A 26266-nucleotide genomic window follows, 5' to 3' on the forward strand; every position below is an offset into this window, starting at 1 on the left:
GAGTGACGCCTCCCGTGTGACAACCTCGCTTCAGCACCGAACGCTTTCGGCCGGTCACACGTCGTGGCTCACACGTCTCCGCCGCGCTCAGGCCGTCAGCGGCTCGCACGCCTCGTCGACCGCGGACAGCGTGTCCGGGTAGACGTCGAAGAGTCTGCGCACCCCCAGTGCCCCCAGCACCTTGTTGACGTGGGAGCCGTCCTCGGCGCCCCGGGCCGGGAGGATCAGCCGCAGCCGACCGCCGCAGGACTTCATCAGGCGGCGCGAGGCGATCAGTACCCCGACCCCGCTGGAATCGCAGAAGAACACCTCGGACAGGTCGAGCACCACATCGTGCTGCCCCTCCGCCACCGCGTCGTGGACGGACTGACGCACGAGGGGTGAGCTCACGAGATCGAGTTCACCGCGTATCCGCAGCACGGTCCAGTCGCCCTGCTCGGTCTCGTCCACCTTCAGCGTCACGCGACTGGACCTCTCGTTCCGGGGCTCCCGGTAATCCGGAAGTTTCCGTTCCTCCTCGCGGCTGCCCAACCGCGCATCCATGAAACACCGCTCCCCCTCCCGAGGCCCAGGGGGTTTCCGGTGGAAATGATCACTTCGGCCGGTTTCCCCTGCTCAGGGAAGCCGGGGCGGTGAGAACGGCCGAAAGGGATCGGTGCGGCCGGGAGTCTCCTTACATCGGACAGTTGCGGCAAAGGCAGGTACGGGGCCCGCGCGGGCGACTACATTCGGACAGCAAGGGCAGAGGCTGGATCACGAAAACGTTCAGAGCGTCGGAGCAGCACGGAACTGGGCACAGGGCCGGGGGCTGGGGCTGGGGGTTTCATGGCGAAGGACGCACCGCCCCGCTGGGACCGCAGGATGCAGCAGAGGCTGGCCCGCGGTGAGGCGGCGGCGCTCGGTGAGCTGTACGACCGGTTCGCCGCGCTCGTCCACAGCCAGGCGCACCGGATGCTCGACGACGAGGACGCCGCCGACCTGGTGACCCGCGAGGTCTTCGCCCAGGTCTGGGAGAGCCCCGAGGCGTACGACCCGAAGCAGGGCTCGATGCGCTCCTGGATGGCCCGGCTCACCCACCGCCAGTCCGTGCAGCGGCTGCGGCGGGCGGCCGCCGCCGCGTACGCGGCGGAGCACGGCGAGGGTGCCGCGCCGGACCCGGAGGAGCTGGAGCGGCGGGTGCGCAGCGCCACCGCGGCGGCCCGCGCCGACTACATCGTCTCCTCGATGCCCGCCTCCCTGCGGCAGGCGCTGGAGCTGGCGTACACCCAGCGCCGGGACTACCGGCAGACCGCGGCCGACCTCGGGGTCACCGAGGACGAGGCCCGCCGCCGCCTCCGGCTGGGGCTCCAGCTGCTGTCCACCGCCAACACCCGGCCGCTCGAAGGGTCCTCACCACCCGGTTACGGGCGCGTCCGGTGAGCGGCGGCGGGCGCGAGGACGGCCGGCACGACGACGAGGTGCGGGATGCGCGCCGCATACCGGGCCCGCGCGGCGCGGTGGACGACCTCGACCTGGAGACGGCGGTGCGGCCTGTGCTGCCGCCGCCGGGAGACCACGCGCCGGACGAGGCGGTACCGGAGCAGGGGGCGCCGGAGGAAGTGGTTCCGGAACAGGGGGCGCCGGGCGAGGCGGTACGGGAGCAAGGGGCGCCGGAGGAAGTGGTTCCGGAGGAGGACGAGGACGTCGTGCCTCAGGCGGGCGCGGCGGACGAGGCCGAGCCTGGGGACGTCGCGACCGGCCCGGGCGAACCCCTCGAACCCGGTGAACCCGGTGAACCCGGGCCCGTTCCGCCCCTCGCCGTGACCGCAGGCGCCGCCCCGGTCCTCTCCCACCAGGTCCTCAAGGCCCTCCTCGGCGCCTGGGCGCTCTCCGCCTGCTCGGCGGAGGAGACCACCGCCGTCGAGGACCACCTCACCGCGTGCGCCCCCTGTGCGGACGAGGCGCTGCGGCTGCGGGACGCGGTGGGGCTGCTGCACACCGACGGCTCGCTGGACCTCGACCCGACCCTGCGGACCCGGGTGATGGACGGCTGCCTGGGGCGCCGCCCTGCCCGCGTCCCGATTCCGGAGTGGGCCACGGCGTACGACGCCGAGACCGCCCGGCTCGACGCGCTGCTCCGCGACATCGGGGACTCCGACTGGCACGCGCCGGTGCGGCTGCAGTGGTTCGAGGACGAACGCGCGGTGACCCGCAGGACCACGGTCGCCGGAGTGATCGGCCACCTGATGGCCGTCGACGGGCTGGTCTCCGCGGCGCTCGGCCTGGAAGACCCGCTCGGCGGGACCGGGGTCCTCGGCGCGAACGAGCTGACCGGCGGGGCCGAGGTGCCGCTCTCGCCGACCCGGCGCACCGAGACGTACTGGGCGGCCACGTATCCGCCCGCCACCCGGGCCGTCCGTGAGCCCTGGCGCGACCTCACCCACGAGCTGATCCGTACGGCGTCGCTCGCCGGGCGGAACGTGGCGGAGCGCTCCGTCTCGTACGGGGAGTTCGCCCTGCCGCTCCAGGACGCCCTGCTGGACCGCGCCTTCGAGTGCTGGGTGCACGGCACGGACATCGCGGAGGCGGTGGACTACCCGTACCGGCCGCCGTCCGCCGCCCATCTGCACCGGATGATCGACCTGGCCGCCCGGATGCTCCCGGCCGCCCTCGCGGGGCGTCGCCGCGCCGGGCTCGCGGGACCGGCCAAGGACCTGGTGACGGCCGGGGAGCCGGGCCGCTCGGTGCATCTGGAGGTCGAGGGGCACGGCGGCGGTGACTGGTACATCGCCCTCGACTCACCGGCCGCCGTCGGCTCGCCCGACCGCGCGGTGGCGCAGGTGGCCCTGGACGGGGTGGAGTTCTGCCAGCTGGTCGCGGGCCACATCTCACCGGTGGAAGCGGCGGCGGGCCAGGAGGGCGACCGCGAGGCCATTCGCGACGTGCTGTTCGCGTCGGCCTCGCTCAGCCGGCTCTGACCACTTCTGCGGGAGTCAGTTGAAGATCACCGTACGGCGGCCGTTGAGCAGGATGCGCCGCTCCGCGTGCCACTTCACCGCCCGCGCCAGCGCCTGGCACTCCACGTCCCGGCCGATCGCGACGAGCTGGTCGGGGGTCACGTCGTGGCCGACGCGCTCCACCTCCTGCTCGATGATCGGGCCCTCGTCGAGGTCGGCGGTGACGTAGTGCGCGGTGGCGCCGATCAGCTTGACCCCGCGCGCGTGCGCCTGGTGGTAGGGCTTGGCGCCCTTGAAGCTCGGCAGGAACGAGTGGTGGATGTTGATGATCCGGCCGCTCAGCTGCTTGCACAGGTCGTCGGAGAGCACCTGCATGTAGCGGGCGAGGACGACCAGCTCGACGTCCTCCCCGCGGACCAGCTCCAGCAGCTGCGCCTCGGCCTCCTGCTTGTTGTCCTTCGTCACCGGGAGGTGCCGGAAGGGGATGCCGTACGAGGCGGTGAGCTCGGCGAACTCCGTGTGGTTGGAGACGACCGCCGCGATCTCGACGGGCAGCGCCCCCGTACGGGAGCGGAACAGCAGGTCGTTGAGGCAGTGGCCGAACTTGCTGACCATCAGCACGATCCGCATCCGCTCCGCGGCCCGGTGGATCTGCCACTCCATCCGGAAGGCCTCCCCGATGGCGGCGAAGCTGGCCCGCAGCTTGTCGACCGTCACGGTGGTCTCCGCCGAGAAGTGGACCCGCATGAAGAACAGACCCGTGTCGTGGTCCCCGAACTGCTGGCTGTCCTCGATGTTGCAGCCGGTCATGAAGAGGTAACTCGACACGGCGTGCACGATGCCCTGTTTGTCGGGGCACGAGAGCGTGAGGACGTACTGCTCGGGCAGCGCGGTGTCCGAGGCGGCCTGGGGAGCGGTGGGCTGCGGTGCGGTCATCCTCGTAGGGTGCCACAGCCGCCGCGTACTAGGCGGCCCTGGTCATGATGCGGATGACGTCCAGCGAGCGCGGCGGGATGTCCGGGTCCTCGGCGTCGTTGGTGGCGAGCATCACATGCGCCTCGCGCGCCGCGCGGACCGCCTCCGGCCAGCCGTGGTGCTCCAGATAGGCGGAGACGGGGGCGTCCGCGCCGACCTGGTGCATGATGCGCAGCACCCGCAGCGCGGCGGTGTCGACGGCGGCCGCCTCGGCGGAGTCCCTGAATATGGTGCCGACGTACTTCTCGGCGGACCAGTTGTCGAGCCAGGTGTCCTCGACCAGGCGGTACACGGCATCGGTGACGTCCCCGTACCCCTCCCGGCCGGCGAGCCAGCACTCGTGGTGGAAGACGGGGTCGGAGAGCATGTGCAGCGCCGAGCGCACGTTGGTGCGCCAGCGCCACCACGGCATGTCAGTGAGCGGCATGACGCCCATGGTGGAGGAGCGACGGCCGCGACGGGAAGAGTTCTCCGAACCTTGCTGCACGGTCGTCGATCGTACGTTCCCTTCCGGCGGGACCGCACAGGCCCCCGTAATTCACCTGGCCGTCACCGAGCGTTGAACGCGGCACACCGTGGCGTTACCCCGGGGGCGGGAGCGTTGCTGTCCATGACCGGACGGAGACGTACCGCCTTCCCCCGCCCCTTCCAGTTCGTCATCGGCACGGCGGTGGCCGGTGTGCTGCTGCTGTCCGGCTGTGGCGTTCTCCCCGGGGGCCCGGGAGGCTCCGGGGAGCCGGTCACCGTCATGACCTGGGCGCCCGACCAGGTGGACGACGCCGACGCCGTGACCATGCCGGGCGTCCCCGCGATGGCGAAGACGTACGCCCGCTGGATCAACGAGCAGGGCGGCATCGGCGGGCGCGAGCTGCGGGTGATCACCTGCGACGAGCGCGACACCGCGGCGGGTGCCGAGCGGTGCGCCCGGCAGGCCGTGGACCGGAAGGTGGCCGCGGTCGTCGGTTCGTACAGCCGGCACGGGCAGAGCGCGATCCCGGTGCTGGAGTCCGGCGGCATCCCGTACATCGGCGGGTACGGCGCCTCCGACGAGGAGTTCCGCAGCTACCTCTCGTACCCGGTCAACGGCGGCCAGTCGGCCCTCCTGGCGGGCCACGGCCGGCAGCTGGCGGGCGGCTGCCGGCGGGTCTCGCTGGTGCGGCCCGATTCGCTCGGCGGCGCCCGGATGCCGCAGCTCCTCAACACCGGACTGCTCGCCGCCCAGCGGCCCGGGTCCACCGACATCCTGGCCCCGGAGAACGCCACCTCCTACGAAGAGCAGGCGACGAAAGCCCTGCGGCGGCGGGCGGGCGGCAGCTGTGTCGCGGCGGTGCTCGGTTCCCGTACGGAGACCTTCTTCGACTCCTTCCGCCGACTGGAGCCGGAGGGCGAGCGGGTCAGCATCTCCTCCGTGCTCGGCAGCGTCAGCCAGCCGCTCATCGACCGCACGGGCGGCCGCGCGAGCCCGTTCGAGGGGGCCTACGTGACCGGCTGGTACCCGGACGCGGGCGACGCCCGCTGGAACGGGATGCGCGAGGTGATCCGGAAGCACGCCTTCGGGGACAACAGCATCGACCCGGACGACACGGGCGTGCAGACGACCTGGATCGCCTACACGGCGCTGCGGGCGGTCGTCGAGGCGATCGACGACGACACCGTCACCGCCAACAAGGTCACCTCCGCCCTCAACCGGGGCACCGAGGTCGACACCGGCGGTCTGACCCCGGTGCTCCGCTGGCGCTTCAAGGACCTGCTCGGCACCTCGCCCTACCCGCGCATCGTCAACGCGGACGTGACCTTCCAGGTGGTCCGCGAAGGGCGGCTCATCGCCCAGAAGAAGGGCTTCGTGGATGTCACGGAGGCCCTGTCGGACGCCCGGCGGGCCGTCGGCTGACGCCGCCGGCATCCGCCGGTCCAAGTCCGGTCAGAGCTCCACGGGGGTGTGCTTGGTCAGGCCGTACTTCTCGGCGATGGCGTTCCACAGCCCGGAGGCCTCCTGCTTGGCCTTGGTCGCCACGCCGCTCTGCTGGTTGGCGCGGGCCGTCTCGTTGGTCGACCGGGCCTGACCACCCTTGCACACGTGCTTCTGCTTCTTGGCCTGCCGGGCCCAGGTCGCGTAGTGCTCATCGGCCGCGGCGGAGGCCTTCCACGCCCTGGTGAGCGAGGAGTTCAACGCCTCGTGCTGCGGCAGCTGGTCCAGGGTGAGCGCCTCCAGCCGGGTCACCAGGTCGCGGCGCTGCTGGGCGGCGCCCTTGAGGTCGGTGTTCGCCTGGTCCAGGTTCTTGCAGGACTTGATCTTCTCGACGGCGCTGATCACGGCGGCACGGCTGTTGTTGCTGTCGGCGAGCAGCTTGTCCAGCGCCTCGGCCTGCGGCTTGGCGGGGTCGACGGCCGCCTTCGTGGTGGGGGTGGTGACCGGTGAACTCTGCGACGCGACCGGCTGCTTGTCGTCCTTGACCGGGTCGTCGCCACCGCTGAGCAGGGCGCCCGCGCCGAGCCCGACGACCGCGCAGCCGACGACGACCGCGGCGATGAGCGGGATGTGGGCCGAGCGTCTGCGGGGGGCGTCGCCGCCGCCGTCGTACAGGGGCGGCTCGGCGGCACCGTCGCCGCCACGGGGACCCCGGAGCCCCGGCTGGTAGGCCCCCTGCGGAGCCTGGGGCGGCAACTGGCCGCCCGGGCCCGGGTACCCGTAGCCCTGCTGGGGCTGGGACTGGGGCGGCGGCTGCTGCTGGTTGTACTGCGGTTGCGGCATCTGCTGGGTGGCGCCCGCGGGCCCCTCCGCACGGAACAGGTTGTCGAACTCCGCGGGCGGCTGCCGGTCGTCCGGCGCGCCCGGCCCGACCCCGTACGCGGCTCCTCCGGGCACCGGCGGTATGTACTGCGTGGCGTCCGCGTCCCCGCCCGGCTGCGGCGGCAGACCGGCGGGGCCGGGCCCGCCGGGGACCGGCGCGATGTACTGCGTGGCGTCGGCCTCCCCGCCCGGGCCCCCGCCGTGACCGGCCCGGGACCCGGCTTCGGGCGGCAGCGGCTGGGCGTACGGCTGGGGTTGCTGGGACTGGTACTGCTGCGGCGGGTACTGCTGATGCTGCTGCTGGTACGGGTCGGAGTGCTGTGGCTGCTGCGTCTGCCGGTACTCCCCCGCGCCGCCCTGGCCGTACGACTGGTCGTACCCCGGCGCCTGCCCCTGGCCGTACTGCTGCTGGCCCTGAGCGGGCGGCAGCGGCTGCGCCTGCTGCGGCGGGTACCCGTACGCCCCCGGCGCCTGGGCGCCGCCCGGCTGCCCCGGGGCGTCGGACTGCGGCCCCCAGGGCTGGCCCCACGGCTGCCCGCCCGCGGGAACCGCCTGGCCGGCCGGCCGGCCGCCCTGGTCGGCCTGGCCGCCGGTGGGCGCCCCCGGGATCCAGGGGGCACCGCCGTCGGAGGGCAGCACGACACCTTCGTGCGCGGGTCGTCCAGCGGGAAGCTGCTGCTCGCCGCCCTGTCCGCTCTGCGTCACCGGGACTCCTACGTGTGAACCAACGGAATCGTCGGCTCACGCTATCGGGTGGTCGTCCGCCTCCGCCAAGCGCGTGGTCCCCCTCACCACCCCTTCACAGGGCGGGTAACACCCAGCGTCCGCGGAACGCTGTTAACAGCCGGCCCGCCGCGAGACCCCGCGAGCAGGCCCACCGGACTGCCGGCCGCCCTCTCCGCGCCGGCCTTCACCCCGTGCTTCGCACCACCTGGCCCCTCCAGCCGCTCGCCCCTCACGCCGCCTGGAGCTCCAGGCGCTCGCCGAACTCCCGGACCGCGGGCTCCTGCCCGTACGGCGCCAACCGCTGCTGGAGGTCGTCGAGATACTCGGCGCCCCGGCTGGAGCGCACCGTCCCGAGCAGCTCCATCGCCCGCGTCCCCGTGTGGCAGGCGCGCTCCACCTCGCGCTGCTGCACCTGGGCCGAGGCGAGCAGCACGAGCCCGATGCCCCGGCGCCTGGCCCGGGTCTCCGGCAGGGCGGCCAGCGCCTCCTTCGCCCGGCGCGCGGCCTCCGGCGCCTGGTCGAGGTCCCGGTGGCAGTGGGCCAGCTCGTCCGCGAGGTACCCGTGGTCGAAGTGGGCGATCCAGTCCGGGTCGTCGCCCGTCTCCGGATCGGCCTGCTCCAGCGCGGCGACCGCCCGCCCCATCACCACCTGGCAGGTCCGGGCGTCCCCGAGCAGCGCGTGGCCCCGCGCCTCCGCCGCGTAGAACATCGCCTGGGCGCGGGGGGTGACCTGGCCGCGGGCCCCTTCCTGGGCGGCGCGGGCGAGTTGGGCGATCTCGCGCGGGTTGCCGAGCTGCGCGGCGAGGTGGCTCATGGATGCGGCCAGCACATAGCCGCCGTACGCCCGGTCCCCGGCGGCCTGGGCGAGCCGCAGTGCCTGGATGTAGTAGCGCTGGGCGAGGCCGGGCTGACCGGTGTCGACCGCCATGTAGCCGCCGAGTTCGGTGAGGCGGGCGACCGCGGCGAACAGCTCGCGGCCGACCCGTTCGCGGTACGCCCCCGAAAGCAGGCCGGAGACCACGCTGTTGAGGTAGTGCACCAGCACCGGCCGGACATGGCCGCTGCCGAAGCGGTGGTCGAGGTCGGTGAGGGCGGTCGTCATCGCCTGCACCGCCGCCACGTCCGCCGTCCCGACCCGGGCCCCGGCGATCCGTTCGACCTGGGGGTCCTTGCCGGAGATCAGCCAGTCGCGGCTGGGCTCGACCAGCGCGGAGGCGGCGACGGCGGACCCGGTGAGCAGATCGCGGCGGCCGACGTCGCTGCGCCAGAGCTCGCAGACCTGCTCGATCGCCCCGGCGACGGTCGGCGCGTACTGGAGGCCCACACCGGAGGCCAGGTTCTTGCCGTTGGCCATGCCGATCTCGTCGATCGTGACCGTACGGCCCAGCTTGCGGCCGAGCGCCTCGGCGATGATGCCCGGGGCCCGGCCCCGGGGTTGCTGTCCGCGCAGCCAGCGGGCCACGGACGTCTTGTCGTACCGCAGGTCGAGGCCGCGCTCGGCCCCGACCATGTTGACGCGGCGCGCGAGGCCCGCGTTGGAACAGGCGGCTTCCTGGATGAGCGTCTGGAGCCGTTCGTTGGGCTGGCGGGCTGTGAGAGGCCTTGCTGCCATATTTCCCCCTGGAACAGTCGGAAATACCTGGATCCCCAGATACACGGATACGCGGTGACGGATGGAAGGATCACTGCCCGTCACCTGCACAAGAAATGCGCATATTCCATCGGCATTCGGTACGGGCACGGCGAGTTGCCCGGCCCTGCTGGGCTCTACCCGCCCTTCGTCGCACCGCCTCACGCGCGCCCCCGCCCGTGCTCCGATGCGCCCCGCGTGCAGGATCGATGCACCGTGACCGGGCTCCGCGCCCCCGTAACCCCGGGTGGTGCCGGGAGTTGTGCTGGGCGTGGAAGAGCCCATCGGAGTCACGGAAGCCGCACAGGTCCCCCAGCAGCGGGGCGAGCACCTGCTCGACGCCGCGGTGCGGTACGCGGAAGAGCGCCACTGGGACGTGTTCCCCGGCACCTGGCTGGAGGCGGTGGAGGGCAGGGAGCACTGCTCCTGCGGTGCGGTGGCCTGCCCGCTGCCCGGCGCCCACGCGGACCGGCCCGACTGGGCGGGCCAGGCGACCGGCAGCGGGGCCGCCGCCCGGCGCATGTGGTCCAGGCAGCCGCGCGCCTCGGTGCTCCTGCCGACGGGCCGCGCCTTCGACGCCCTGGAGGTCCCCGAGTCGGCCGGCTTCCTGGCGCTGGCCCGGATGGAGCGGATGGACCTCACGCTCGGCCCGGTCACCTGCACTCCGGACCGCCGGATGTTCTTCCTCGTGCTGCCCGGCGCGGCCGCCAAGGCCTCCGAGCTGGTGCGCGCGCTCGGCTGGAACGCCGAGGCGATCGACCTGACCGGCCGCGGCGAGGGCCACTACATCGCCGCCCCGCCCACCCGGGTCGGCGGCCGCGGGGCCGTGCAGTGGGCCCGTAGGCCCAGCCACGTCAACCGGTGGCTGCCCGATGTGGACGAGCTGATCAGCCCGCTGGCGTACGCCTGCGCACGCGAGACGGCGGACGCCCGCACCCGCGCTTCCTAGGGCCGGGAGGGGCCTTTCGTAGGGTGGTCCCCACCTAGCGGGGATATCGAAAGGCTGTGCCATGCCGGACCAGGCAGATGCACGTGACGTGACGGACACGCACGACGTGCGTACGGGAACGGACGCGACGGCGGGCGGGGCGCGGACCGCGCCCTCCGCGGTGCGCGTCCAGGGGCTGTGGAAGCGGTTCGGGGAACAGGTCGCCGTCTCGGGGATCGATCTGGAGCTGCCGGCCGGAAAGTTCATCGGCCTGGTGGGGCCCAACGGGGCGGGCAAGACGACGACGCTCTCCATGGTCACCGGGCTGCTGCGGCCCGACATGGGGAAGATCGAGGTCGCGGGCCACGACGTGTGGACGGACCCGGTCGCCGTGAAGTCCCGGATCGGGGTGCTGCCCGAGGGGCTGCGGCTGTTCGAGCGGCTGTCGGGGCGCGAACTGCTGGCTTACAACGGGCGGTTGCGCGGCCTGCCGGGCGACGAGGTCGACAAGCGGGCGGCCCAGCTGCTCGACGTCCTGGGTCTCGCGGGCTCGCAGCACAAGCTGGTCGTCGACTACTCGACCGGCATGCGGAAGAAGATCGGGCTCGCCGCCGCCCTCCTCCACAACCCGGAAGTGCTCTTCCTGGACGAGCCGTTCGAAGGCGTGGACCCGGTCTCGGCCCAGACGATCCGGGGCGTGCTGGAGCGCTACACCCGGTCCGGGGCGACCGTGGTCTTCTCCAGCCATGTCATGGAACTCGTCGAGTCGCTCTGCGACTGGGTGGCCGTGATGGCGGCGGGCCGGATCAAGGCGCAGGGCACGCTGGAGGAGGTCCGCGGTGACGCCCCGTCGCTGCAGAATGCTTTCCTCGAACTGGTCGGCGCGGGCGGCCGGGACACCACCGGCGACTCCCTCGACTGGCTGGGCGGCACCCGATGAGCGTGCTGGACACTCCCGTCACCGCCGCCGCCCCGGCCGCGCCGACGACGGGTCTGACCCCCGTCTTCGTACGGCTCAAGCTGACGCTCCTGCGCAACGGGCTGCGGCAGTCGTCCGGGCGCAAGGCGGCGTACATCGTCTCCCTCGTCTTCACACTGCTGCTCGCTGCGGGCCAGGTCCTCGGGCTCGTCCTGCTGCGCGGGAACACGCAAGCGGGCACGGTCGTGGTGCTGCTGACGGCCGTCGTGGCGCTCGGCTGGGCGGTGCTGCCGCTCTTCTTCCCGAGCGGGGACGACACCCTCGACCCGACCCGGCTGGTGATGCTGCCGCTGCGGCCGCAGCCGCTGGTCCGGGCGCTGCTGGTCTCCTCGATGATCGGCATCGGGCCGCTGTTCACCCTCTGCCTGGTGCTCGGCTCGGTCCTCGCGCTGGCGCACGGGCCGGCGGGCGTGCTGTTCGCGGTGCTCGCGGTCCCGTTGACGCTGCTGCTCTGCGTGGCGCTGTCCCGGGCCGTCGCCACCGCCAACGTACGGCTGCTCAACTCCCGCAAGGGCCGTGACCTGGCGGTGCTGAGCGGTCTGGTGATCGCGGTGGGCATCCAGTTCGTCAACTTCGGCGCTCAGCGGCTCGGTCAGTCCGGCGGTCTCTCCGCGCTGGAGCCGGCCGGGCGCGTGGCCCGGTGGCTGCCCGGCGCCTCCGCGACAGCGGCGGTGGACGCGGCGTCAAAGGGTTCGTACGGGGTGGCCGTCCTCCAGCTGCTGATCACGGTGGTGGCCCTGGTGGCGCTGGTGTGGCTGTGGCAGCGGGGGCTGGTGAAGCTGATGACCGCCCCGGACGGCTCCACGCTGGCCGCCGCGGCGCCGACCCGCAAGGAGTCGGGCCGCACGGGTCTTTCCGGGCTGCTGCCGGAGGGGCGTACGGCGACGGTCGTGCACCGCAGCCTGCTGTACATCGCCCGGGACCCCAAGACCAAGGCGGCCTGGGTGACGGCGCTGGCCCTCGGCGCGATCGTGCCGCTGATCAACGCGTTGCAGGGCACCGGCTCGATCTACTTCGCCTGCTTCGCCGCCGGGATGCTCGGCATGCAGATGTACAACCAGTTCGGCCAGGACACCTCCGCCTTCTGGATGGTCGCCCTGACGATCTCCTCGACGCGGGACGCGTACGTCGAACTGCGGGCGCGGGCCCTGGCCCTGCTGCTGATCACGCTCCCGTACACGGTGGTGGTGTGCGTGGCGACGGCGGCGCTCCTGGGCCACTGGCAGGCGCTGCCGGGGGTGCTGGGCATCTCCTTCGCGCTGTTGGGCGCGATGCTGGCGATCGGGGCGGTCGCCTCGGCGCTGTTCCCGTACTCGATCCCGCAGGAGGGCGCGTTCAAGAACGTGGCGCCGGGGCAGGGCGGGCTGGCCTGGATCTCCATCATCAGTGGCATGCTGGCCGCGCCGGTGCTGGCCGGCCCGGTGATCGCGCTGACGATCTGGCTGCACATCGCGGACCACCAGAACGCGCTGTGGCTGGTGATCCCGGCGGGTGCGCTCTACGGGGCGCTCATCGGGTGGGCGGGGCTGCGCATCGCGGCACCGCGCACGGCGAAGCGGCTGCCGGAGATCCTGACGGCGGTCAGCAAGGGGTGAGCGCCGCCCTGCGCTTCCCGGAAGGTTACGGGGCGACCGGCTCCCGGTCGCCCCGGGTGTCCTCGGCGAGCTGTTCCAGGAACGGCTCCACGGCCGCCCGCCACCCCTCCGGCTGGTCGTAGTGGACGAGGTGGCCGGCGTCCGCCACCTCCGCGTACTGGCCGCGGGGCAGGACGCGCACCATCTCCTGCGCCTCGGCCCGCCCCAGCTCCCCGTCGAGCCCGCGCAGCACCAGGACGGGGCACCGCACCTGGGCCAGCTCCTCCCAGTGCGCGTCGTAGACCCAGGTGGCGCGGGAACGGAGCATCTGACTGCGGGAGAAGACCGGGCGCCAGCCGTCCTCCGTCTCCGCCATCACCTCGGCGTAGAACGCGCCGCGCGAGGGGTTCGGCCGCTCCACCCAGGGGTCGTCCTCGCCGAACCACTTCCGCACGTCGGCGAGGGTGGCGAAGGGCAGCGGCCAGGACTCGAACCAGTCGCTCCACTCGCGCTGCGAGGCCGCCCCGAGGGCGGAGGCCCGCATGTCGCAGATGACGACGGCGCGGACCAGGTCGGGGCGCTTGGCGGCGAGCTGCCAGCCGGTGAGCGCTCCCATGGCGTGGCCGACGACGGTGACGGGTCCGAGGCCGAGCTGTTCGATCGCGGCCTCGGCGTCGGCGACGTACGCGTCGCGGGTGTACGGGCCTCCGGCGGGCTTGTCGCTGCGGCCGTGGCCGCGCTGGTCGAGGCCGACCGCGCGATACCGCTCGGAGAGCCAGCGGGCGGTGGGGGCCCAGTGGGAGGCCCGGCCCATCAGCCCGTGCAGCAGTAAGACCCCAGGGGTGCGGTCCGCTCCCGCACCGCCCGTCCCCGCACGCTCCTTGGGCGGATCCGCGAACTCCCACGCCGCGAGGCGTACGCCGTCGGATCCGGTCACATCGATGCGCCGCACCATAGTCCTGGCACCCCCTTCTGGTCCTCGATCACCATGGGCCCTCGATCACCGCGAGGCCGCGGATCACCGCGTGGTCGCGTTACGCCAGACTATCGAACTCTTATTCGAAAACAGGGATTCGCCGCCCAACACCCCACGTTCGAGTGACATGCGGGGAGGATTGCCGTCGGCCGCCCTGGGGAGATCTCCAACGGGAGGCGGACCGCTCGGGGACAGGGGTCCGTGGGGATTGACCTGCAGAGCTCGGGGCTCCAGGTCAGCACAGGGGAGGACAGACCCCGGCGCCTCCGGGCGCCGGGGTCGCCCCCTGTCCACGACAACGATGGAGGAGGACGCCGGAGCCGTTGCCGGACCGCTCCTGACCAGGACGGCATCACCCCTGACCAGGGCATACGGGACCGTGGCAGCCGCCGGTCGGCGGGCGTGCCGGTAAGACGGGCGCATTCCCTGCTCCCTCCCCGACCGTGCCGGCCGCATCCGGTCCGGCACCCTCAGGTCATATGCCTGGCCTCAGCCTGGCACGCGATCCGCCCGCCCGCTGCGATTCCGCCCTTTCCAGCCCGTCCGGCGTCCGAGGACGGAACCCTCGCCCCGGGGAGCGGCGCCCCGGCCAGGCCCCCAGGGGTTCGCGGGCCGAAGGCGCCGAAGGCGTCAGCGCTTGGCGACGAACACGTGCGAAGCGACGTCCGCGTCCAGCTCCGCCGCCTCCCCGCTGGACCCGACCAGCACCCCACCCGGTGACTCCGTCACGCTGACCACGGACCCGGGCTGGACCCCGGCCCGCCGCAGCGTGTACATCAGCTGGGCGTCCGTCTGGATCGGCTCCCCGATCCGCCGCACGACCACGGTCTTGCCCTCCGCGCCCGGGTCGAGCTCGGCCAGGCTCACCATGGAGTCGTCCAGGAACGGGTCGGCCTCGGCCTTCTCGCCCAGCTCCTCCAGGCCCGGGATCGGATTGCCGTACGGAGACTCCGTCGGGTGCCGCAGCAGCTCCAGCACCCGCCGCTCCACGGCCTCGCTCATCACGTGCTCCCAGCGACAGGCCTCGGCGTGGACCTGCTCCCACTCCAGGCCGATCACGTCGACCAGCAGGCACTCGGCGAGCCGGTGCTTGCGCATGACGCGGGTGGCCAGGCGCCGGCCCTCCTCGGTCAGCTCCAGGTGGCGGTCCCCCGCGACCTGGACCAGCCCGTCGCGCTCCATGCGGGCCACCGTCTGACTGACCGTCGGACCGCTCTGGTCCAGCCGTTCAGCGATACGGGCGCGCATGGGGACCACGCCTTCCTCTTCCAGTTCGAGGATGGTGCGGAGATACATCTCCGTGGTGTCGATCAGTCCGGACATACGTGCCCCTCGATGCTGTGACAGAAAATCGTCGTGCGATGGCCCTGCACCAATTCTGACGCATAGTGCCGACAACCGTGCCGCGCCGGGCGAAGGCGGTACGACGGAGGCCGCCAGGCGCTATTGACAGGCCGCTGGTCCAGACCGCAACGTGATCGGCGGCACAGCCGTTCCCACCTCGCCGAAACCCCGCGCAATCCCGTCGAAAGGGCTCTCCTCGATGAGCGACAGCAAGCTGGCCGGTCAGTTCTTCGATGCGGCGATCGGCCTGCTCCAGCGGGTACGGGACGAGGAGGCGGGCACCATCGCGGCCGCCGGGGCGGCCATCGCCGACACGGTCGAGGCGGGCGGCCGGCTCTTCGCGTACGGCGCCGGGCACTCCTCCCTCGCCGCCCAGGACGTCGTGTACCGGGCGGGCGGGCTGGCCCTGATGAACCTGCTCACGGTGCCCGGCACCACCGGCGTGGACGTCATGCCCGCCACGCTCGGCTCCGCCCTGGAGCGGGTGGACGGCCTGGCCTCGGCGGTCCTGGACTCCAGCCCCGCGACCGCCGGCGACGTCCTCGTCATCATCTCGCTCTCCGGCCGCAACGCGCTCCCGGTCGAGATGGCCCAGAACGCCCGCGCGCTCGGGCTGAAGGTCATCGGCGTCACCTCGGTCGCGTACGCGGAGAACACCCGCTCCCGGCACACCTCGGGCGGCTTCCTGCGCGACCACTGCGACATCGTCCTGGACAGCAAGATCGCGATCGGGGACGCGGAGCTGAGCGCCCCCGGCATCGAGGCCCCCTTCGCCCCGGCCTCCACCGTCGTCACCAGCGCGATCATGCAGTCGATGATGGCGGCGGCGGCCGGACAACTGGTGGCCCGTGGCATCGAACCGCCGCTCCTGCGCTCGGGGAACGTCGACGGCGGCCACGACTGGAACGGCCGGGTCATGACGGAGTACCGGGAGCGGATCTTCTACCGCCACTGAGTCCCCGACCTGCTCCGCGGCCCGCGCGGCGAGGTCAGCAGCGGCGGCTGGCTCAACGCGGCGACCGGCCGCTCCCCCTCGGCCGTGCTCGGCCACGTCCCGGCCGAACGCCTGGGCAGCACCAAGCCCGGGCAGCAGGCATGGACAGGCGACCGGTACTCCACGGTCACCGGCATCCTCGCCCCGCTCCCGCTCGGCCCGGAGATCGAACGCTCCGCCCTGATCGGCTGGGAGGGCACGAAGCGCCTGCTGGGCTTCGAGAGCCACCCGACGTCGATCTGCGAGCGGTCGCACGACGCGGCGGTGCGGGGCCGCCGCCGGATCAAGGCGCTGACGGAACGGCGTCCAGGGGGCCGTTAGGCCCCCACCGGACCGGGCGGCCCGGCTACTCCCCCCGCCCCCACCGCCCGCGCCAGGTCGACGGCCCCCGCGACCCGGGCCGCCACGGTCTCCGCGTACGCCGTGTCCGGGCGCTCGAAGGCGGTCCGGTTCGCCGCGCGCAGGAACGTCAGCACGCCCAGCGTCCGCCCCCGGCTCCGGAGCACCGTGCACAGGGCGTGGGCCGCGTCCCGGGGCCAGCGGCGCTCCGCCGCCCAGGCCGCCCCTCCGGCGTCCCCGGCGCCCGCACTCGTACGGACCGAGCCCGTCCGCTCGACGGCCTGGAGGGCCGGGTGCCCGGGCCCGTAACGGACCGGGATCGAGCCGCCCGCGACCAGCAGACACGGACCGGGCGCGTCCGAGGGCGTGGCGGCGGTACGCACCAGGCGCTCGCCCTCCATCACCTCGCCCGCCGCCGGGCCGCCCGCCGTCAGGTCGAGGAGCACGTGGTCGGCGAACCCGGCCTGCGCGAAGTCGAGCAGGGACGTCACCGCCTCCATCGGGTCCTCGCACTCGGAGGCCGTACGCACCGCCCGGTGCAGCTGACTCGTCCGGAACCGCAGCCGGTCGGCTTCCTGCTGCGCGAGCTTGGCGGCGGTGACATCCCGGAAGAGCCACCCCACCCCGAGCGGAACGGGCTCCTCCGCCAGCGGCGAGGCCAGCCGCAGGAACCCGCTGCGCCAGCACCGCCGCCGCTCGCCCTCCGCCGTACGCAACGTCACCCACAGCTCGGCCGGGGCACCCGGCGCGCCTTCGGCGAGCACGTGTTGCAGGGCCGCCTCCAGCTCCTCCACCCCCTGGACCACCAGCTCACCGAGCGGCCGGCCGAGGAGGGCGGTGCGGCCGCCGCCGAGCGCGCGGGAGGCGTACGCGTTGAGCACGGTCGGGCGGAGGTCGACGTCGACGAGCACCACGCCCCAGGACGCGTCCTCCAGCAGCGCCTCGCTCAGCGCGATGGCCCGCTCCAGGTCGATCTGGGCGTGCACCTCGCTGAACGCGCAGTACACCCCGGCCGGCTTGCCGCCGGCGCCCAGCACCCGGGCGGACTGGGTCCGCACGAGCACCCGGCTGCCGTCCTTACGCAGCAGCGCGAACTCGTGGACCTGGCGCCCGGGTGCGTCCATGGCGGCCATCAGCCGCCCCTGCACCTCGTGCGCGTCGGCCCGGCGCACCGCCCACCCGGCGAAGCCCGCACGCCCCACGGCCTCCTGCGCGGACCAGCCGAGGATGCGCTCGGCCTCGCGGTTCCAGTGCGTGACCACGCCGCCCGCGTCGAAGGCGCAGAGCGCCGCGTCCATGCCGTCGAGGAGGGCGGCGAGCAGCTCGGCCCCGGAGTCGGCGGCGGGAGCCCCTCCGTCGCCGTCGCTGCCCCTGCCACTGCCGCCGCCGTCACCGCCGGAGGCGGGCGGCTCGGGGCGCACGGGCTCCCCCGTGCCCCCGGCTCCCTCGTCGGGTCCGAGCGCGTCGGTGGTACCGCTGCTCCTGGAAGCACTCACTCCGTACCCCCCGCAGAACGTGTCGGCTGTTTCCCCGCGCGTCACCGCGCGTATTGCTGCACGTCAGACCATTCAACTCGAACGTGACCCAGCGCACAGCCCACTTCGCCAAATAAATGGGTTGAACGGCCGCCGGGACCGCTCGTAGGCTTGTGAGCACACAGGAAAGGAGGTGTTCCGGAAGTGATTTCTTCTCGGACTCGTGAGGTGACTGCGGGCTGACGCCCGTCGTCACGCACTTTCACAGTGCATGGCCGGACACCGGCCAATCCCCAGCAGTCACCGACCCGCAGGCTCGCCGGTAAGTCCGGCCGGCTCCTTCGTGCACGGAGGACCCAGAGCCTGCGGGTTTCTGCGTTTTCCGGGTGTTTCCGCAGGACACGAGCGCCCTACGGGCAGAGCCGCTCAACCCGCCACCCGGAGGCCGCATCGCCGCCCCTCACGTACCGCAGCCGGTCGTGCAGCCGGTTCCCGTGCCCCTGCCAGAACTCGATGGTCTCCGGGACGACGCGGAAGCCGCCCCAGTCCGGCGGGGCGGGCACCTTCTCGCCCTCCGGGTAGCGCGCGGCCAGCTCCTCGTACCGCTCGATGAGCTCCTCGCGGGAGCCGATCACAGTGGACTGGTCACTGGCCCAGGCGCCGAGCTGGGAGCCGTGCGGGCGGGTACGGAAGTAGCCGACGGTCTCCTCGCGGGAGACCCGGGAGGCGGTGCCGGTGACGATCACCTGGCGGGCCATCGGGTGCCAGGGGAAGAGGAGCGAGACGTGACCGTTGGCGGCCAGCTCGCGGCCCTTGCGGGAGCCGTAGTTCGTGAAGAAGACGAAGCCCCGGTCGTCGTACTGCTTCAGCAGGACCGTACGCGAGGAGGGGCGGCCGTCCGGTGTGGCGGTGGAGACGACCATGGCGTTGGGCTCGTGGAGCACGCCGCCCGCGGCGACCTGGCCGAACCAGCGGGCGAACTGGTCCATCGGGTCGGGGCTGAGGTCGGACTCCAGGAAGTCCTCCGAGCGGTACTGCTCGCGCATGGCCGCGGGATCGATGGTGGAATCGTCGGGGAGAGGTCCCGAAGAACCTTCTGGTGTGGGCACGGGCCCATCCTGCCGCAGCGACGCAGTGTGCCCGGCGGGGAGGGCCGGTAACCACGCACCGCTGAAATGGGGTCCTGTGCCGGATGTCACGCTTCCCCGCTCCGTGGGAACCCGCCAATATCTTGGGGCGGGCCCCTGTGGCCTTCGCACAGCCGCGGCGTCCGTACGGGAGTGGCCGCAGCGGCCGCAGCCCATCCGCCGCCGAACTGAGGGAGCCGCCTGATGTCCGACTTCGTACCCGGTCTTGAGGGAGTCGTCGCGTTCGAAACGGAGATCGCCGAACCGGACAAGGAAGGTGGTTCGCTCCGCTACCGGGGGGTCGACATCGAGGACCTGGTCGGTCACGTCTCCTTCGGCAATGTGTGGGGCCTGCTGGTGGACGGGGCGTTCAACCCCGGGCTGCCGCCGGCCGAGCCGTTCCCGATCCCGGTGCACTCGGGTGACATCCGGGTCGACGTACAGTCCGCGCTCGCGATGCTGGCCCCCGTCTGGGGCCTCAAGCCGCTGCTGGACATCGACGAGGCGACGGCACGGGACGACCTGGCGCGGGCCGCGGTGATGGCGCTGTCGTACGTAGCCCAGTCGGCCCGCGGCCAGGGACGGCCGATGGTGCCCCAGAGCGAGATCGACAAGGCGCAGTCCGTGGTGGAGCGGTTCATGATCCGCTGGCGCGGCGAGCCGGACCCGAAGCACGTCAAGGCGGTGGACGCGTACTGGACGTCGGCGGCCGAGCACGGCATGAACGCCTCGACGTTCACGGCCCGGGTCATCGCGTCGACGGGTGCGGACGTCGCGGCCGCGCTGTCCGGCGCGGTGGGCGCGATGTCGGGCCCGCTGCACGGGGGCGCCCCGTCGCGGGTGCTCGGCATGATCGAGGAGATCGAACGTACCGGGGACGCGACGGCGTATGTGAAGGGTGCCCTCGACCGGGGCGAGCGCCTGATGGGCTTCGGCCACCGCGTCTACCGGGCGGAGGACCCGCGCGCCCGCGTCCTGCGCCGCACGGCCCGCGAGCTGGCCGCGCCGCGCTTCGAGGTGGCGGAGGCGCTGGAGAAGGCCGCGCTGGAGGAGCTGCACGCGCGGCGTCCGGACCGCGTCCTGGCGACGAACGTGGAGTTCTGGGCGGCGATCGTGCTGGACTTCGCGGAGGTCCCGGCGCACATGTTCACGTCGATGTTCACGTGTGCCCGTACGGCGGGCTGGTCGGCGCACATCCTGGAGCAGAAGCGCACGGGCCGCCTGGTCCGCCCGTCGGCCACGTACATCGGCCCCGGCACGCGGAACCCGCGTGAGATCGACGGATACGCCAACATCACGGACATCGCGGACCTCGCGGGCTGAGTGCGGGGGCCGGGGATGTTGGATGTGCCGGCACGGGGTACTCGTACCGGCACATCAGAGGCGCACCACCCCTTGCGCGTCTCCGACCGAGGAGGCTCACCGTGACCACGCCCCGACCGCTGCGGCCGACCCTGACCCTGTCCAGCACGGTGATCGACGCCCCGGACCCGGCGGAGCTGGCGGACTTCTACCGCCGCCTCCTGGGGTGGGAGCCGGTGCAGGAGGAGCCGGACTGGGTGAAGCTCCTCCCACCGGGCGGCGGCTCGGGCCTGGGCTTCCAGACGTCGAAGCCGTACGTGCCCCCCGTCTGGCCCGCCTCCCCCGGCGACCAGCTGATGATGCTGCACCTGGACTTCGAGGTGACGGACCTGGAGGCGGGGGTGGCCCACGCGGTGGCGGAGGGCGCGACACCGGCGGAGTTCCAGCCGCAGCACGACGTACGGGTGCTGTTCGATCCGGTGGGCCACCCGTTCTGCCTGTTCGTGAGCGACCAGGTCCCGGGCGAGACACCGGCGATCAGCCCCGAGTGGGTGGCGGAGCAGGCCCGGGACTTCAGGACGCAGGACCGGCTGACCGCGGCGGACGCGGTGGAGCCGGACCGCCGGGAGGCGGCGGGCACGGGGGAGCCGGACGTGGCGTCGTAGACGCGCGGGTCCGTTCGTTCAGCTGAAGGGCACGGCGTCCTTGGGGGCGGGGGCGGTATGGTCCCCGCGCCTGCGGGGCTGGTCCGCCAGGCGTCGGCGGCCCGCTCGTCATGCCCCACGGCCGGGCACCGAGCACCGAGCACCGAGCACCGAGCACCGAGCACCGAGCACCGAGCACCGAGCACACGTAACGCCGTCCGCGTCCGACTCGTTGTCGCGAGAGGCGGAAAACATGGTGGTCGACGCCCGCGAAGGCCCAGGAGGCTTGGTAGACATGATCGAAGAGGGCGGCGGCCCCGGGAGATGCCCGGCATCGGGGGAGGAGACGCGCGTCGCGCACTCCCGCACGCTGCGATTCTGGCTCGATCCGGCGAATATCGCGGTGCGCCTCGGTCAGGCAGGTCCCGTCGCCAGGACGAAGGCCGGACCAGCGGTCGCCTTCCAGGTCAACGACCCGTCGCTGATCCGTAAAGTCGGCTGTGGGGAGGACATCTTCCAGGCCTGGAGCGCGGACCCGTGCCTGCGGGACTTCACCGGGAACGGTTTCTCCGGATCCGAGGGCCAGGCCCACCGGGACCGGCGCGCGCTGATGAAGCCGGCGCTCGCGGCGCCCCGTCTGACGGCTCTGGGACCGTCCGTACGGGACAGCACCGAGGCCCTGCTCGCCGGGCTTCCCGCCGACCGCCCGGTCGACATCCCCGTCGAGATGAGCCGCATCGTGGCGGGACTCGTCATCGAGACCGTGCTGAACAGCGGCATCTCCCCGGACATGCTGGCCGGGCTCGCACAAGCACGTTCCGTGCTGTCCGCAGGGGTGTTCTGGAGGTACGCGCTGTCGCCGTGGCCCTGGGTGCCCACGCCACGGGGCCGGGCTTTCCACCGTGCCTTGGGGACGCTGAACGAAGCTGCCCGGGAGGTGTATGCACGCCACCGGCCGGACGCGGACGGAAACGACGTCGTCTCCCTGCTCAAACTCTCGTCCGACAACCGGCCGGACGCGGCCCTCCAAGACCTGCGGGCGCTGCTGTTCGCCGGTATCGAGGCCACGGCCTCGACACTCGCCTGGGCCTGCTACGAGTTGGGCCGCCACCCCGACCACCAGGCGGCCATCCGGGCCGAGGCCGACGCCGTCCTGGGCACCGGCGCCCCGGCCGATGCGGTCCGGCCCGACCTGATGCCCCGTACCGCCGGCTTCGTCAGGGAGGTCACGCGACTCCACGGCATCCCTTTCCTGGTACGCCGACCCCGCCACGCGACGTACGTGGGCGAGCAGCCGGTACCCGCCGGCGCCCTGGTGACCCTGCCCCTGGGCGCACTGCGTCGTGACCCTGCCCGGTACGCGCGGCCTGAGGAGTTCGACCCGCTGCGCTGGTCGCCCGAGGCACACCCTCAGCTCTCCCCCGCCGCCCTGCTCCCCTACGGGCTCGGTCCGCGGTACTGCCCCGGCGCCGCAGCCTCCGAGATCCTGACGCCCGTCGCGCTGGCGAGCCTGGTCCGCTCGCGGACGCTCCACATGACGCCGCCCGGCAGGACCGTCCGGGTCAGCCTGGAACTCACCCCCATGCCCAAGGGCCTGACCATGATGGCCGCACCCCGTGAGCCGCACCCGCCCGTTCCCGGGCCGGCACACGGTGAACAAGCTGACCCCGTCCGACGGCCCTGAGCGAAGGGTCTCCGGGATGGCTCATGGGTACGAACGTGAGTACGGCAACTCATGTGGCGGGTGACAGCGGACGGCAGAGTTGCGGTCGTTGACAGAACAACCACCGCACCGGGCATACCGCCGTCCCAGGGAGAACCGACATGGCCAAGACCTCTCGTTCGCTGCCGCAGACCCTCCGCCACTACCTGGTGAACCCCCTGGCTCTGGGCTACCTGGGCATCGTGCTCGGAGTGTGCCTGTGGGTCGCCGCAGACACCTTCTCCGCCTCCTCCTCCGGAGACGCCAGCTTCGCCGGCGTGTGGGCCATCCTGGCCACCGCCCCGACCTCGCTTCTGTTCACCGCTCTGTTCACCTTCGCGGGTCCCGTAGGCCTGATAGGCATCCCGATCGGTGCCGTCGTCCAAGCCTTCGCTCTCGGTGCCCTGTACCGCTACGCCACCGAACGGCGCGCCCAGGGCACCGCGAGCGGCGTCAGCAGCGCCTGACCCCGGAAGGCCGGCCCGCTCCGGCGCCCACCGGCCTCGCCACGGCTTGCGACTCCCCTGACCGAGGCCGGTACGACGAGGGTGCGACGAGGAGGGCCGATCTCATCCGATCTGTAGTCAGGCGGTAACTCCTATGCCCTGGCAGGTCGGATGACTTCGCGCGGGTCCCGCAGCCAGACCTGCTGCCCCCGGTCGGTCACGGTGAGCCCGAACTGTCCGGCGTCGGGCCGCCCGACCGTCCCGTACTCCCACCAGACCTGTTCGATCTCCTCCCACAGGAACCCGGGCCCGTACTGCCACACCTCCTAACACCTCACCTGCGGGCCTCCCGCCAGACCCGGCCGAGCTTGACGGCCGTCGGACACGAAGCCCCGGCAAGACAGGTGGGGCAGTGCTGGGTGTGCCCGAGCCAGGTCTTGTAGGCGGTGTCACCTGGGGAGGTGGCCTTCACCAAACGACCTCGGAACAGGTGGGGCATTCGCAAGCGGGGTATTCGGGCGCATACTCCGGTCTGTCCAGTGGCACCACTTCGACTTCCGGACGGATCACTTGGGTGATGCCCGTGCGGTCCACTTCGTACACCTTGATCGTCATCGTCACGACACACGCCCTTCCACTACGCTCAGTTGCCTGGTCGTCACTGTGGCTACGAGGGTAGGGAGCAGGGACCGCCGCTTGAACTGACCGCGAGTACGGGTGTCCGGCTGCGGCCGACCGGCAAGGGGGGACACCAAGGACAACGGCTCACGCACTTCCCTGACCAGTGGTCGGGGAAGGCCGCAGAAGAGCCGTGGCGGCACCGTGTCCGGGTACGTTTTTCGCCTGATTCGCGAGCAGTTGGGCCACACCCAGGATTCCCTCGCGGAGCAGCTGCGACTTTCGTCCGACACCGTCGCAGGCTGGGAGTCGGGACGCCGCCCCCTGATCGCTGTACCGGTCGGGCAGATGCTCGTATACCGCCACCAGCTCTTACAGCTGGGCAGTGCGCCGGCCCTGCTCCTGACTCTGGAACGGGCCATGGAGGCCGACGTACTGCTGGCAGCGGCTCTCGACGAGGAAGTACCCGCCCGTGACAGCCCGCTCGGTGCGTGGGTCATGCAGCGCGAGCTGGTCGAGGTGCTGTCCTGGCCGCTCAACGGCGTGACTCCAACACCGTTGCGCACGCTGCCCGACCCACCGCGACCACGCCGGGGCCCCGTACCGCGAGGACCGGAGCTCCCCGCTGCGGACCGTAGTCGCTTCTTTTCCCGCATGCGCCAGGCGACGGAGCAGGCGCATGGCAGGGACCGCTTTCTGCTACGCCGCCAGGCCCTTTACCTGGCCGGGTACGACGCCGCATCCGACACTTCCGAGTGGCTGGCCCAACAGCAGCGGGCCGAGCGCCCGGACGGCTGGCTGACCGGCTGGCTCAACGCCCGTTCGGTCGCGGCCGTCGCCGCCAGGCAGGGCGATCGGGATCGGATGGAGCACTTCATCACCACGGCCCTCACCGATGACGACGCGGGCGAGGCAGCGAACCTCAACTACTGGGCGTACTGGATCGGAGAGGCACCGTATGTCCAGCTGTCCGACGACTTCATCGCCGAAACGAACCCAGGCCCGTGGCCTGGCGACAGACTGATGCGTCACCTCGTGCGGGGCTTGGCTCCGGACCACGGATTCTTCGATCTGAACGTCCACACCCTGTGGGCGTTGGTCGCCGCCCGCCCGAACCTGCTGCGGCCCGGAACCGTGATGGGCAACGAACTACGCGCAGCCATTCCTGTGATGTTGGATGGTCGGGAGCTGTCGGCGCGATCGCGCCGGGAGTTGGAGGGCATCCGGTACGCAATCCGCCTCGCCGAGGCGTGAGAGGAGGGGATCGTGGCTGACGACCTGTCCGCGGTGGGCCGTTTCCTGTACGAGGCGGGCACGCTCAAGCAGACACGGCGCACCGGCTGGTGGATGGCCGGGGTCCGTGACCCCGAGAGTGTTGCCGAGCACTCGTGGCGTACGGCACTGATCGCCACGATCATCGCGAAGCTGGAGGGCGCCGACCCTGCCCGGGCCGCCTACCTCGCCGTCTGGCACGACACGCAGGAAAGCCGGACCGGGGACGTGAACCACCTCGGAAGGAAGTACGCGCCCGTCGGCGACCCGCAGGAAGTCACGGCCGACCAGACGACGGGCATGCCCGAGGTGCTGGCCTCGGCGGTTCGCGAGCTGGTCGCGGAGTATGAGGCGAAGAAGTCGCCGGAAGCGGTCTGCGCTCGCGACGCGGACAAGCTGGAGTGCCTGCTCCAGGGCATCGAGTACAAGGCGCAGGGCTACGAGAACGCCCAGCGGTGGATCGACAACAGCCGCGGCCGTCTCGTCACGGGGACCGCGAACCGGCTGGCCGACGAGCTCTTGGCGCAAGGATCACTTGACTGGCTGCGCACCGCCCTCGGGGAGGGCGGGGAATAGCCCAGGTTCAGGGCCCGCGTGGCGTAGTTCCGGGTCTCGTCCACCCACAATCCCGGCGCTTTTCGTAGAGGCTGACCAGGTACGCACTATGCGCGCTTGCCCCGGCCCCTTCCGCTCCCGTAGTCGTAGTCGCCGCAGCACCGCACTCGGAGATGCGATGGAATTGGAGCCCGCGAGCACCGGAGGGCCATGCCCCCTGGGTGGGCGACGGCCTGCGCGCTGTTGTCCTGGGCGGCTTCCGAACGTCGCCCAGATTGCGCGCTGCGGGGGGGCAGTCAAGATCGCACGAGCGCTGCTGGCGGGCCCGCGCGTGCGGGGGTGTTCCGCTAGCCGTGCCGGGTGCTCACCGGCCGGAGTGCTCCTCGCTCGTCCGAGGCTCGGGTTTCGGGTCTCGGGTCTCAAGCTTCGGCCGCCGAGGTTCGGGACCGGCCGGTTCACTCTTGCGGGGGTACGTGGGCGGGGTCCCGGCCCGAAGCCCGGGTTCCGGGACTCGGGCGTCGGAATGCGAGACCCGGGATCCGAGCGCCTTCTTTAACCGGCAGGTAAGAAGAGGGGGTTGGGAAAACCTTCCCTACCTCCCCGCCCCGTCACGGCCAGCAAGTATGACTAATCGTGACAGCTTGCGGCGCAGCGTCACGACTGCTTACGGTTCGAGAACCAATCGACCCCGACACGGTGTTGGCACACCAGGCCGGGGTCTGACCGCAAGATCGCTAAGCAGAAGGTCGATCCCGTGGCTACCCAGCACCTTAGTCCTGACCTGCGCACCGCCGCACGGTCCACCGCGTACCCGATGGCGAAGCCCGGCTACGGCAAGCGCACGGCGCCGGACCAACGCCCACGCATGCCGCACGACTTCAGCCTGCTGCCTGTGCGTGAGCGGTACGTCGCCGCCTTCGTCGACCGCCTTCC

Annotated in this window: 23 protein-coding genes and 3 pseudogenes; 15 read left to right on the forward strand and 11 right to left on the reverse strand. The window is 72.2% G+C overall.

Annotated features, from left to right (window positions below):
* Positions 1-87: 87 nt before the first annotated feature.
* Positions 88-462, reverse strand: a complete 375-nt coding sequence (locus ABZ154_RS27610; RefSeq protein ID WP_356836960.1) for an STAS domain-containing protein — start codon at positions 460-462, stop codon at positions 88-90.
* Between the two features lie 363 nt (positions 463-825).
* Here ABZ154_RS27610 and ABZ154_RS27615 point away from each other — a divergent pair, with 363 nt between their 5' ends.
* Positions 826-1419, forward strand: coding sequence for a sigma-70 family RNA polymerase sigma factor (locus ABZ154_RS27615; protein ID WP_356836962.1), 594 nt, complete (start codon positions 826-828; stop codon positions 1417-1419).
* Positions 1416-2957 (forward strand): zf-HC2 domain-containing protein, encoded by a 1542-nt coding sequence (locus tag ABZ154_RS27620; protein WP_356836964.1) that lies wholly within the window; start codon positions 1416-1418, stop codon positions 2955-2957. The genes ABZ154_RS27615 and ABZ154_RS27620 overlap by 4 nt, the downstream gene beginning before the upstream one ends.
* 15 nt (positions 2958-2972) lie before the next feature.
* On the opposite strand, the gene purU is transcribed toward ABZ154_RS27620, so the two are convergent.
* Together purU and ABZ154_RS27630 are read right to left on the reverse strand one after the other, a co-directional pair.
* A complete protein-coding gene (gene purU / locus ABZ154_RS27625; RefSeq protein WP_356836966.1) occupies positions 2973-3872 on the reverse strand; it encodes a formyltetrahydrofolate deformylase in 900 nt (299 codons plus the stop codon).
* Between the two features lie 28 nt (positions 3873-3900).
* Positions 3901-4347: a hypothetical protein gene (locus ABZ154_RS27630; protein WP_018510773.1), complete on the reverse strand. Its 447-nt coding sequence runs from the start codon at positions 4345-4347 to the stop codon at positions 3901-3903.
* Positions 4348-4521: 174 nt separating this feature from the next.
* Here ABZ154_RS27630 and ABZ154_RS27635 point away from each other — a divergent pair, with 174 nt between their 5' ends.
* Positions 4522-5802, forward strand: coding sequence for an ABC transporter substrate-binding protein (locus ABZ154_RS27635; protein ID WP_356836968.1), 1281 nt, complete (start codon positions 4522-4524; stop codon positions 5800-5802).
* 30 nt (positions 5803-5832) lie between these two features.
* Here the strand turns inward: ABZ154_RS27635 and ABZ154_RS27640 are convergent, their stop codons facing one another.
* Together ABZ154_RS27640 and ABZ154_RS27645 are read right to left on the reverse strand one after the other, a co-directional pair.
* A complete protein-coding gene (locus tag ABZ154_RS27640) occupies positions 5833-7407 on the reverse strand; it encodes a hypothetical protein (RefSeq protein WP_356836970.1) in 1575 nt (524 codons plus the stop codon).
* Between the two features lie 250 nt (positions 7408-7657).
* A complete protein-coding gene (locus ABZ154_RS27645) occupies positions 7658-9040 on the reverse strand; it encodes a transcriptional regulator (RefSeq protein ID WP_356836972.1) in 1383 nt (460 codons plus the stop codon).
* A 280-nt stretch (positions 9041-9320) separates the two neighbouring features.
* Between ABZ154_RS27645 and ABZ154_RS27650 the strand changes: the two genes are divergently transcribed.
* From ABZ154_RS27650 to ABZ154_RS27660, 3 genes are all read left to right on the forward strand, one after another.
* Entirely contained in the window at positions 9321-10007 is a 687-nt protein-coding gene (locus ABZ154_RS27650) for a bifunctional DNA primase/polymerase (protein WP_356836999.1), read from the forward strand.
* A gap of 61 nt (positions 10008-10068) precedes the next feature.
* Positions 10069-10926, forward strand: coding sequence for an ABC transporter ATP-binding protein (locus tag ABZ154_RS27655; RefSeq protein ID WP_356836974.1), 858 nt, complete (start codon positions 10069-10071; stop codon positions 10924-10926).
* Positions 10923-12560, forward strand: a complete 1638-nt coding sequence (locus ABZ154_RS27660) for a transporter (protein WP_356836976.1) — start codon at positions 10923-10925, stop codon at positions 12558-12560. Before ABZ154_RS27655 ends, ABZ154_RS27660 begins: the two co-directional genes overlap by 4 nt.
* Before the next feature lie 25 nt (positions 12561-12585).
* On the opposite strand, the gene ABZ154_RS27665 is transcribed toward ABZ154_RS27660, so the two are convergent.
* Both ABZ154_RS27665 and ABZ154_RS27670 read right to left on the reverse strand, forming a co-directional pair.
* Positions 12586-13494, reverse strand: coding sequence for an alpha/beta hydrolase (locus tag ABZ154_RS27665; RefSeq protein WP_356836978.1), 909 nt, complete (start codon positions 13492-13494; stop codon positions 12586-12588).
* A 651-nt stretch (positions 13495-14145) separates the two neighbouring features.
* Entirely contained in the window at positions 14146-14838 is a 693-nt protein-coding gene (locus tag ABZ154_RS27670; protein WP_109164245.1) for a metal-dependent transcriptional regulator, read from the reverse strand.
* A 220-nt stretch (positions 14839-15058) separates the two neighbouring features.
* On the opposite strand from ABZ154_RS27670, the gene ABZ154_RS27675 reads away from it, so the two are divergent.
* Together ABZ154_RS27675 and ABZ154_RS27680 are read left to right on the forward strand one after the other, a co-directional pair.
* Positions 15059-15814, forward strand: coding sequence for an SIS domain-containing protein (locus ABZ154_RS27675; protein ID WP_356836981.1), 756 nt, complete (start codon positions 15059-15061; stop codon positions 15812-15814).
* A gap of 6 nt (positions 15815-15820) precedes the next feature.
* A pseudogene (locus ABZ154_RS27680) lies at positions 15821-16150 on the forward strand (ABC transporter permease); the annotation flags it as partial.
* Positions 16151-16170: 20 nt separating this feature from the next.
* Here the strand turns inward: ABZ154_RS27680 and ABZ154_RS27685 are convergent.
* Positions 16171-17688: a PAS domain-containing protein gene (locus tag ABZ154_RS27685; RefSeq protein WP_356836983.1), complete on the reverse strand. Its 1518-nt coding sequence runs from the start codon at positions 17686-17688 to the stop codon at positions 16171-16173.
* Positions 17689-18077: 389 nt separating this feature from the next.
* A complete protein-coding gene (gene pdxH / locus ABZ154_RS27690; RefSeq protein WP_356837001.1) occupies positions 18078-18713 on the reverse strand; it encodes a pyridoxamine 5'-phosphate oxidase in 636 nt (211 codons plus the stop codon).
* A 285-nt stretch (positions 18714-18998) separates the two neighbouring features.
* Between pdxH and ABZ154_RS27695 the strand changes: the two genes are divergently transcribed.
* The 4 genes from ABZ154_RS27695 to ABZ154_RS27710 all read left to right on the forward strand — a co-directional run bounded on the left by ABZ154_RS27695 (position 18999) and on the right by ABZ154_RS27710 (position 22909).
* Positions 18999-20117: a citrate synthase 2 gene (locus ABZ154_RS27695; RefSeq protein WP_356836985.1), complete on the forward strand. Its 1119-nt coding sequence runs from the start codon at positions 18999-19001 to the stop codon at positions 20115-20117.
* Positions 20118-20218: 101 nt separating this feature from the next.
* Complete coding sequence (locus ABZ154_RS27700; protein ID WP_356836987.1) at positions 20219-20761, forward strand: VOC family protein; 543 nt, start codon at positions 20219-20221, stop codon at positions 20759-20761.
* Between the two features lie 274 nt (positions 20762-21035).
* Positions 21036-22424 carry a cytochrome P450 gene (locus tag ABZ154_RS27705; protein WP_356836989.1) on the forward strand — a complete coding sequence of 463 codons (1389 nt, stop codon included), beginning with the start codon at positions 21036-21038 and terminating at the stop codon, positions 22422-22424.
* Between the two features lie 140 nt (positions 22425-22564).
* The gene (locus tag ABZ154_RS27710; protein ID WP_356836991.1) at positions 22565-22909 is read left to right on the forward strand and encodes a hypothetical protein; all 345 of its coding nucleotides are present in this window, start codon (positions 22565-22567) and stop codon (positions 22907-22909) included.
* Between the two features lie 131 nt (positions 22910-23040).
* Here the strand turns inward: ABZ154_RS27710 and ABZ154_RS27715 are convergent.
* Positions 23041-23214, reverse strand: a pseudogene (locus tag ABZ154_RS27715) (methyltransferase); the annotation flags it as partial.
* A gap of 142 nt (positions 23215-23356) precedes the next feature.
* Complete coding sequence (locus tag ABZ154_RS27720; protein ID WP_356837003.1) at positions 23357-23509, reverse strand: hypothetical protein; 153 nt, start codon at positions 23507-23509, stop codon at positions 23357-23359.
* A 201-nt stretch (positions 23510-23710) separates the two neighbouring features.
* Here ABZ154_RS27720 and ABZ154_RS27725 point away from each other — a divergent pair, with 201 nt between their 5' ends.
* The 3 genes and pseudogenes from ABZ154_RS27725 to ABZ154_RS27735 form a co-directional block, all read left to right on the forward strand.
* Positions 23711-24760: a helix-turn-helix domain-containing protein gene (locus ABZ154_RS27725; RefSeq protein ID WP_356836993.1), complete on the forward strand. Its 1050-nt coding sequence runs from the start codon at positions 23711-23713 to the stop codon at positions 24758-24760.
* A 12-nt stretch (positions 24761-24772) separates the two neighbouring features.
* Complete coding sequence (locus tag ABZ154_RS27730; RefSeq protein WP_356836995.1) at positions 24773-25354, forward strand: HD domain-containing protein; 582 nt, start codon at positions 24773-24775, stop codon at positions 25352-25354.
* A gap of 733 nt (positions 25355-26087) precedes the next feature.
* A pseudogene (locus ABZ154_RS27735) lies at positions 26088-26266 on the forward strand (MarR family transcriptional regulator); the annotation flags it as partial.

Origin of the sequence: Streptomyces sp. NPDC006261, from assembly GCF_040613515.1 — a bacterium.
In the GTDB taxonomy this organism is placed as follows: domain Bacteria; phylum Actinomycetota; class Actinomycetes; order Streptomycetales; family Streptomycetaceae; genus Streptomyces.

What these genes read in the sequence shown, in the direction of transcription:
- ABZ154_RS27615 (WP_356836962.1), top strand. Translation starts at nt 826, where the DNA reads ATGGCGAAGGACGCACCGCCCCGCTGGGACCGCAGGATGCAGCAGAGG.
- purU (WP_356836966.1), bottom strand. Translation starts at nt 3,872, where the DNA reads ATGACCGCACCGCAGCCCACCGCTCCCCAGGCCGCCTCGGACACCGCG.
- ABZ154_RS27630 (WP_018510773.1), bottom strand. Translation starts at nt 4,347, where the DNA reads ATGGGCGTCATGCCGCTCACTGACATGCCGTGGTGGCGCTGGCGCACC.
- ABZ154_RS27635 (WP_356836968.1), top strand. Translation starts at nt 4,522, where the DNA reads ATGACCGGACGGAGACGTACCGCCTTCCCCCGCCCCTTCCAGTTCGTC.
- ABZ154_RS27645 (WP_356836972.1), bottom strand. Translation starts at nt 9,040, where the DNA reads ATGGCAGCAAGGCCTCTCACAGCCCGCCAGCCCAACGAACGGCTCCAG.
- ABZ154_RS27655 (WP_356836974.1), top strand. Translation starts at nt 10,069, where the DNA reads ATGCCGGACCAGGCAGATGCACGTGACGTGACGGACACGCACGACGTG.
- ABZ154_RS27660 (WP_356836976.1), top strand. Translation starts at nt 10,923, where the DNA reads ATGAGCGTGCTGGACACTCCCGTCACCGCCGCCGCCCCGGCCGCGCCG.
- ABZ154_RS27665 (WP_356836978.1), bottom strand. Translation starts at nt 13,494, where the DNA reads ATGGTGCGGCGCATCGATGTGACCGGATCCGACGGCGTACGCCTCGCG.
- ABZ154_RS27670 (WP_109164245.1), bottom strand. Translation starts at nt 14,838, where the DNA reads ATGTCCGGACTGATCGACACCACGGAGATGTATCTCCGCACCATCCTC.
- ABZ154_RS27675 (WP_356836981.1), top strand. Translation starts at nt 15,059, where the DNA reads ATGAGCGACAGCAAGCTGGCCGGTCAGTTCTTCGATGCGGCGATCGGC.
- pdxH (WP_356837001.1), bottom strand. Translation starts at nt 18,713, where the DNA reads ATGCGCGAGCAGTACCGCTCGGAGGACTTCCTGGAGTCCGACCTCAGC.
- ABZ154_RS27695 (WP_356836985.1), top strand. Translation starts at nt 18,999, where the DNA reads ATGTCCGACTTCGTACCCGGTCTTGAGGGAGTCGTCGCGTTCGAAACG.
- ABZ154_RS27705 (WP_356836989.1), top strand. Translation starts at nt 21,036, where the DNA reads ATGATCGAAGAGGGCGGCGGCCCCGGGAGATGCCCGGCATCGGGGGAG.
- ABZ154_RS27710 (WP_356836991.1), top strand. Translation starts at nt 22,565, where the DNA reads ATGGCCAAGACCTCTCGTTCGCTGCCGCAGACCCTCCGCCACTACCTG.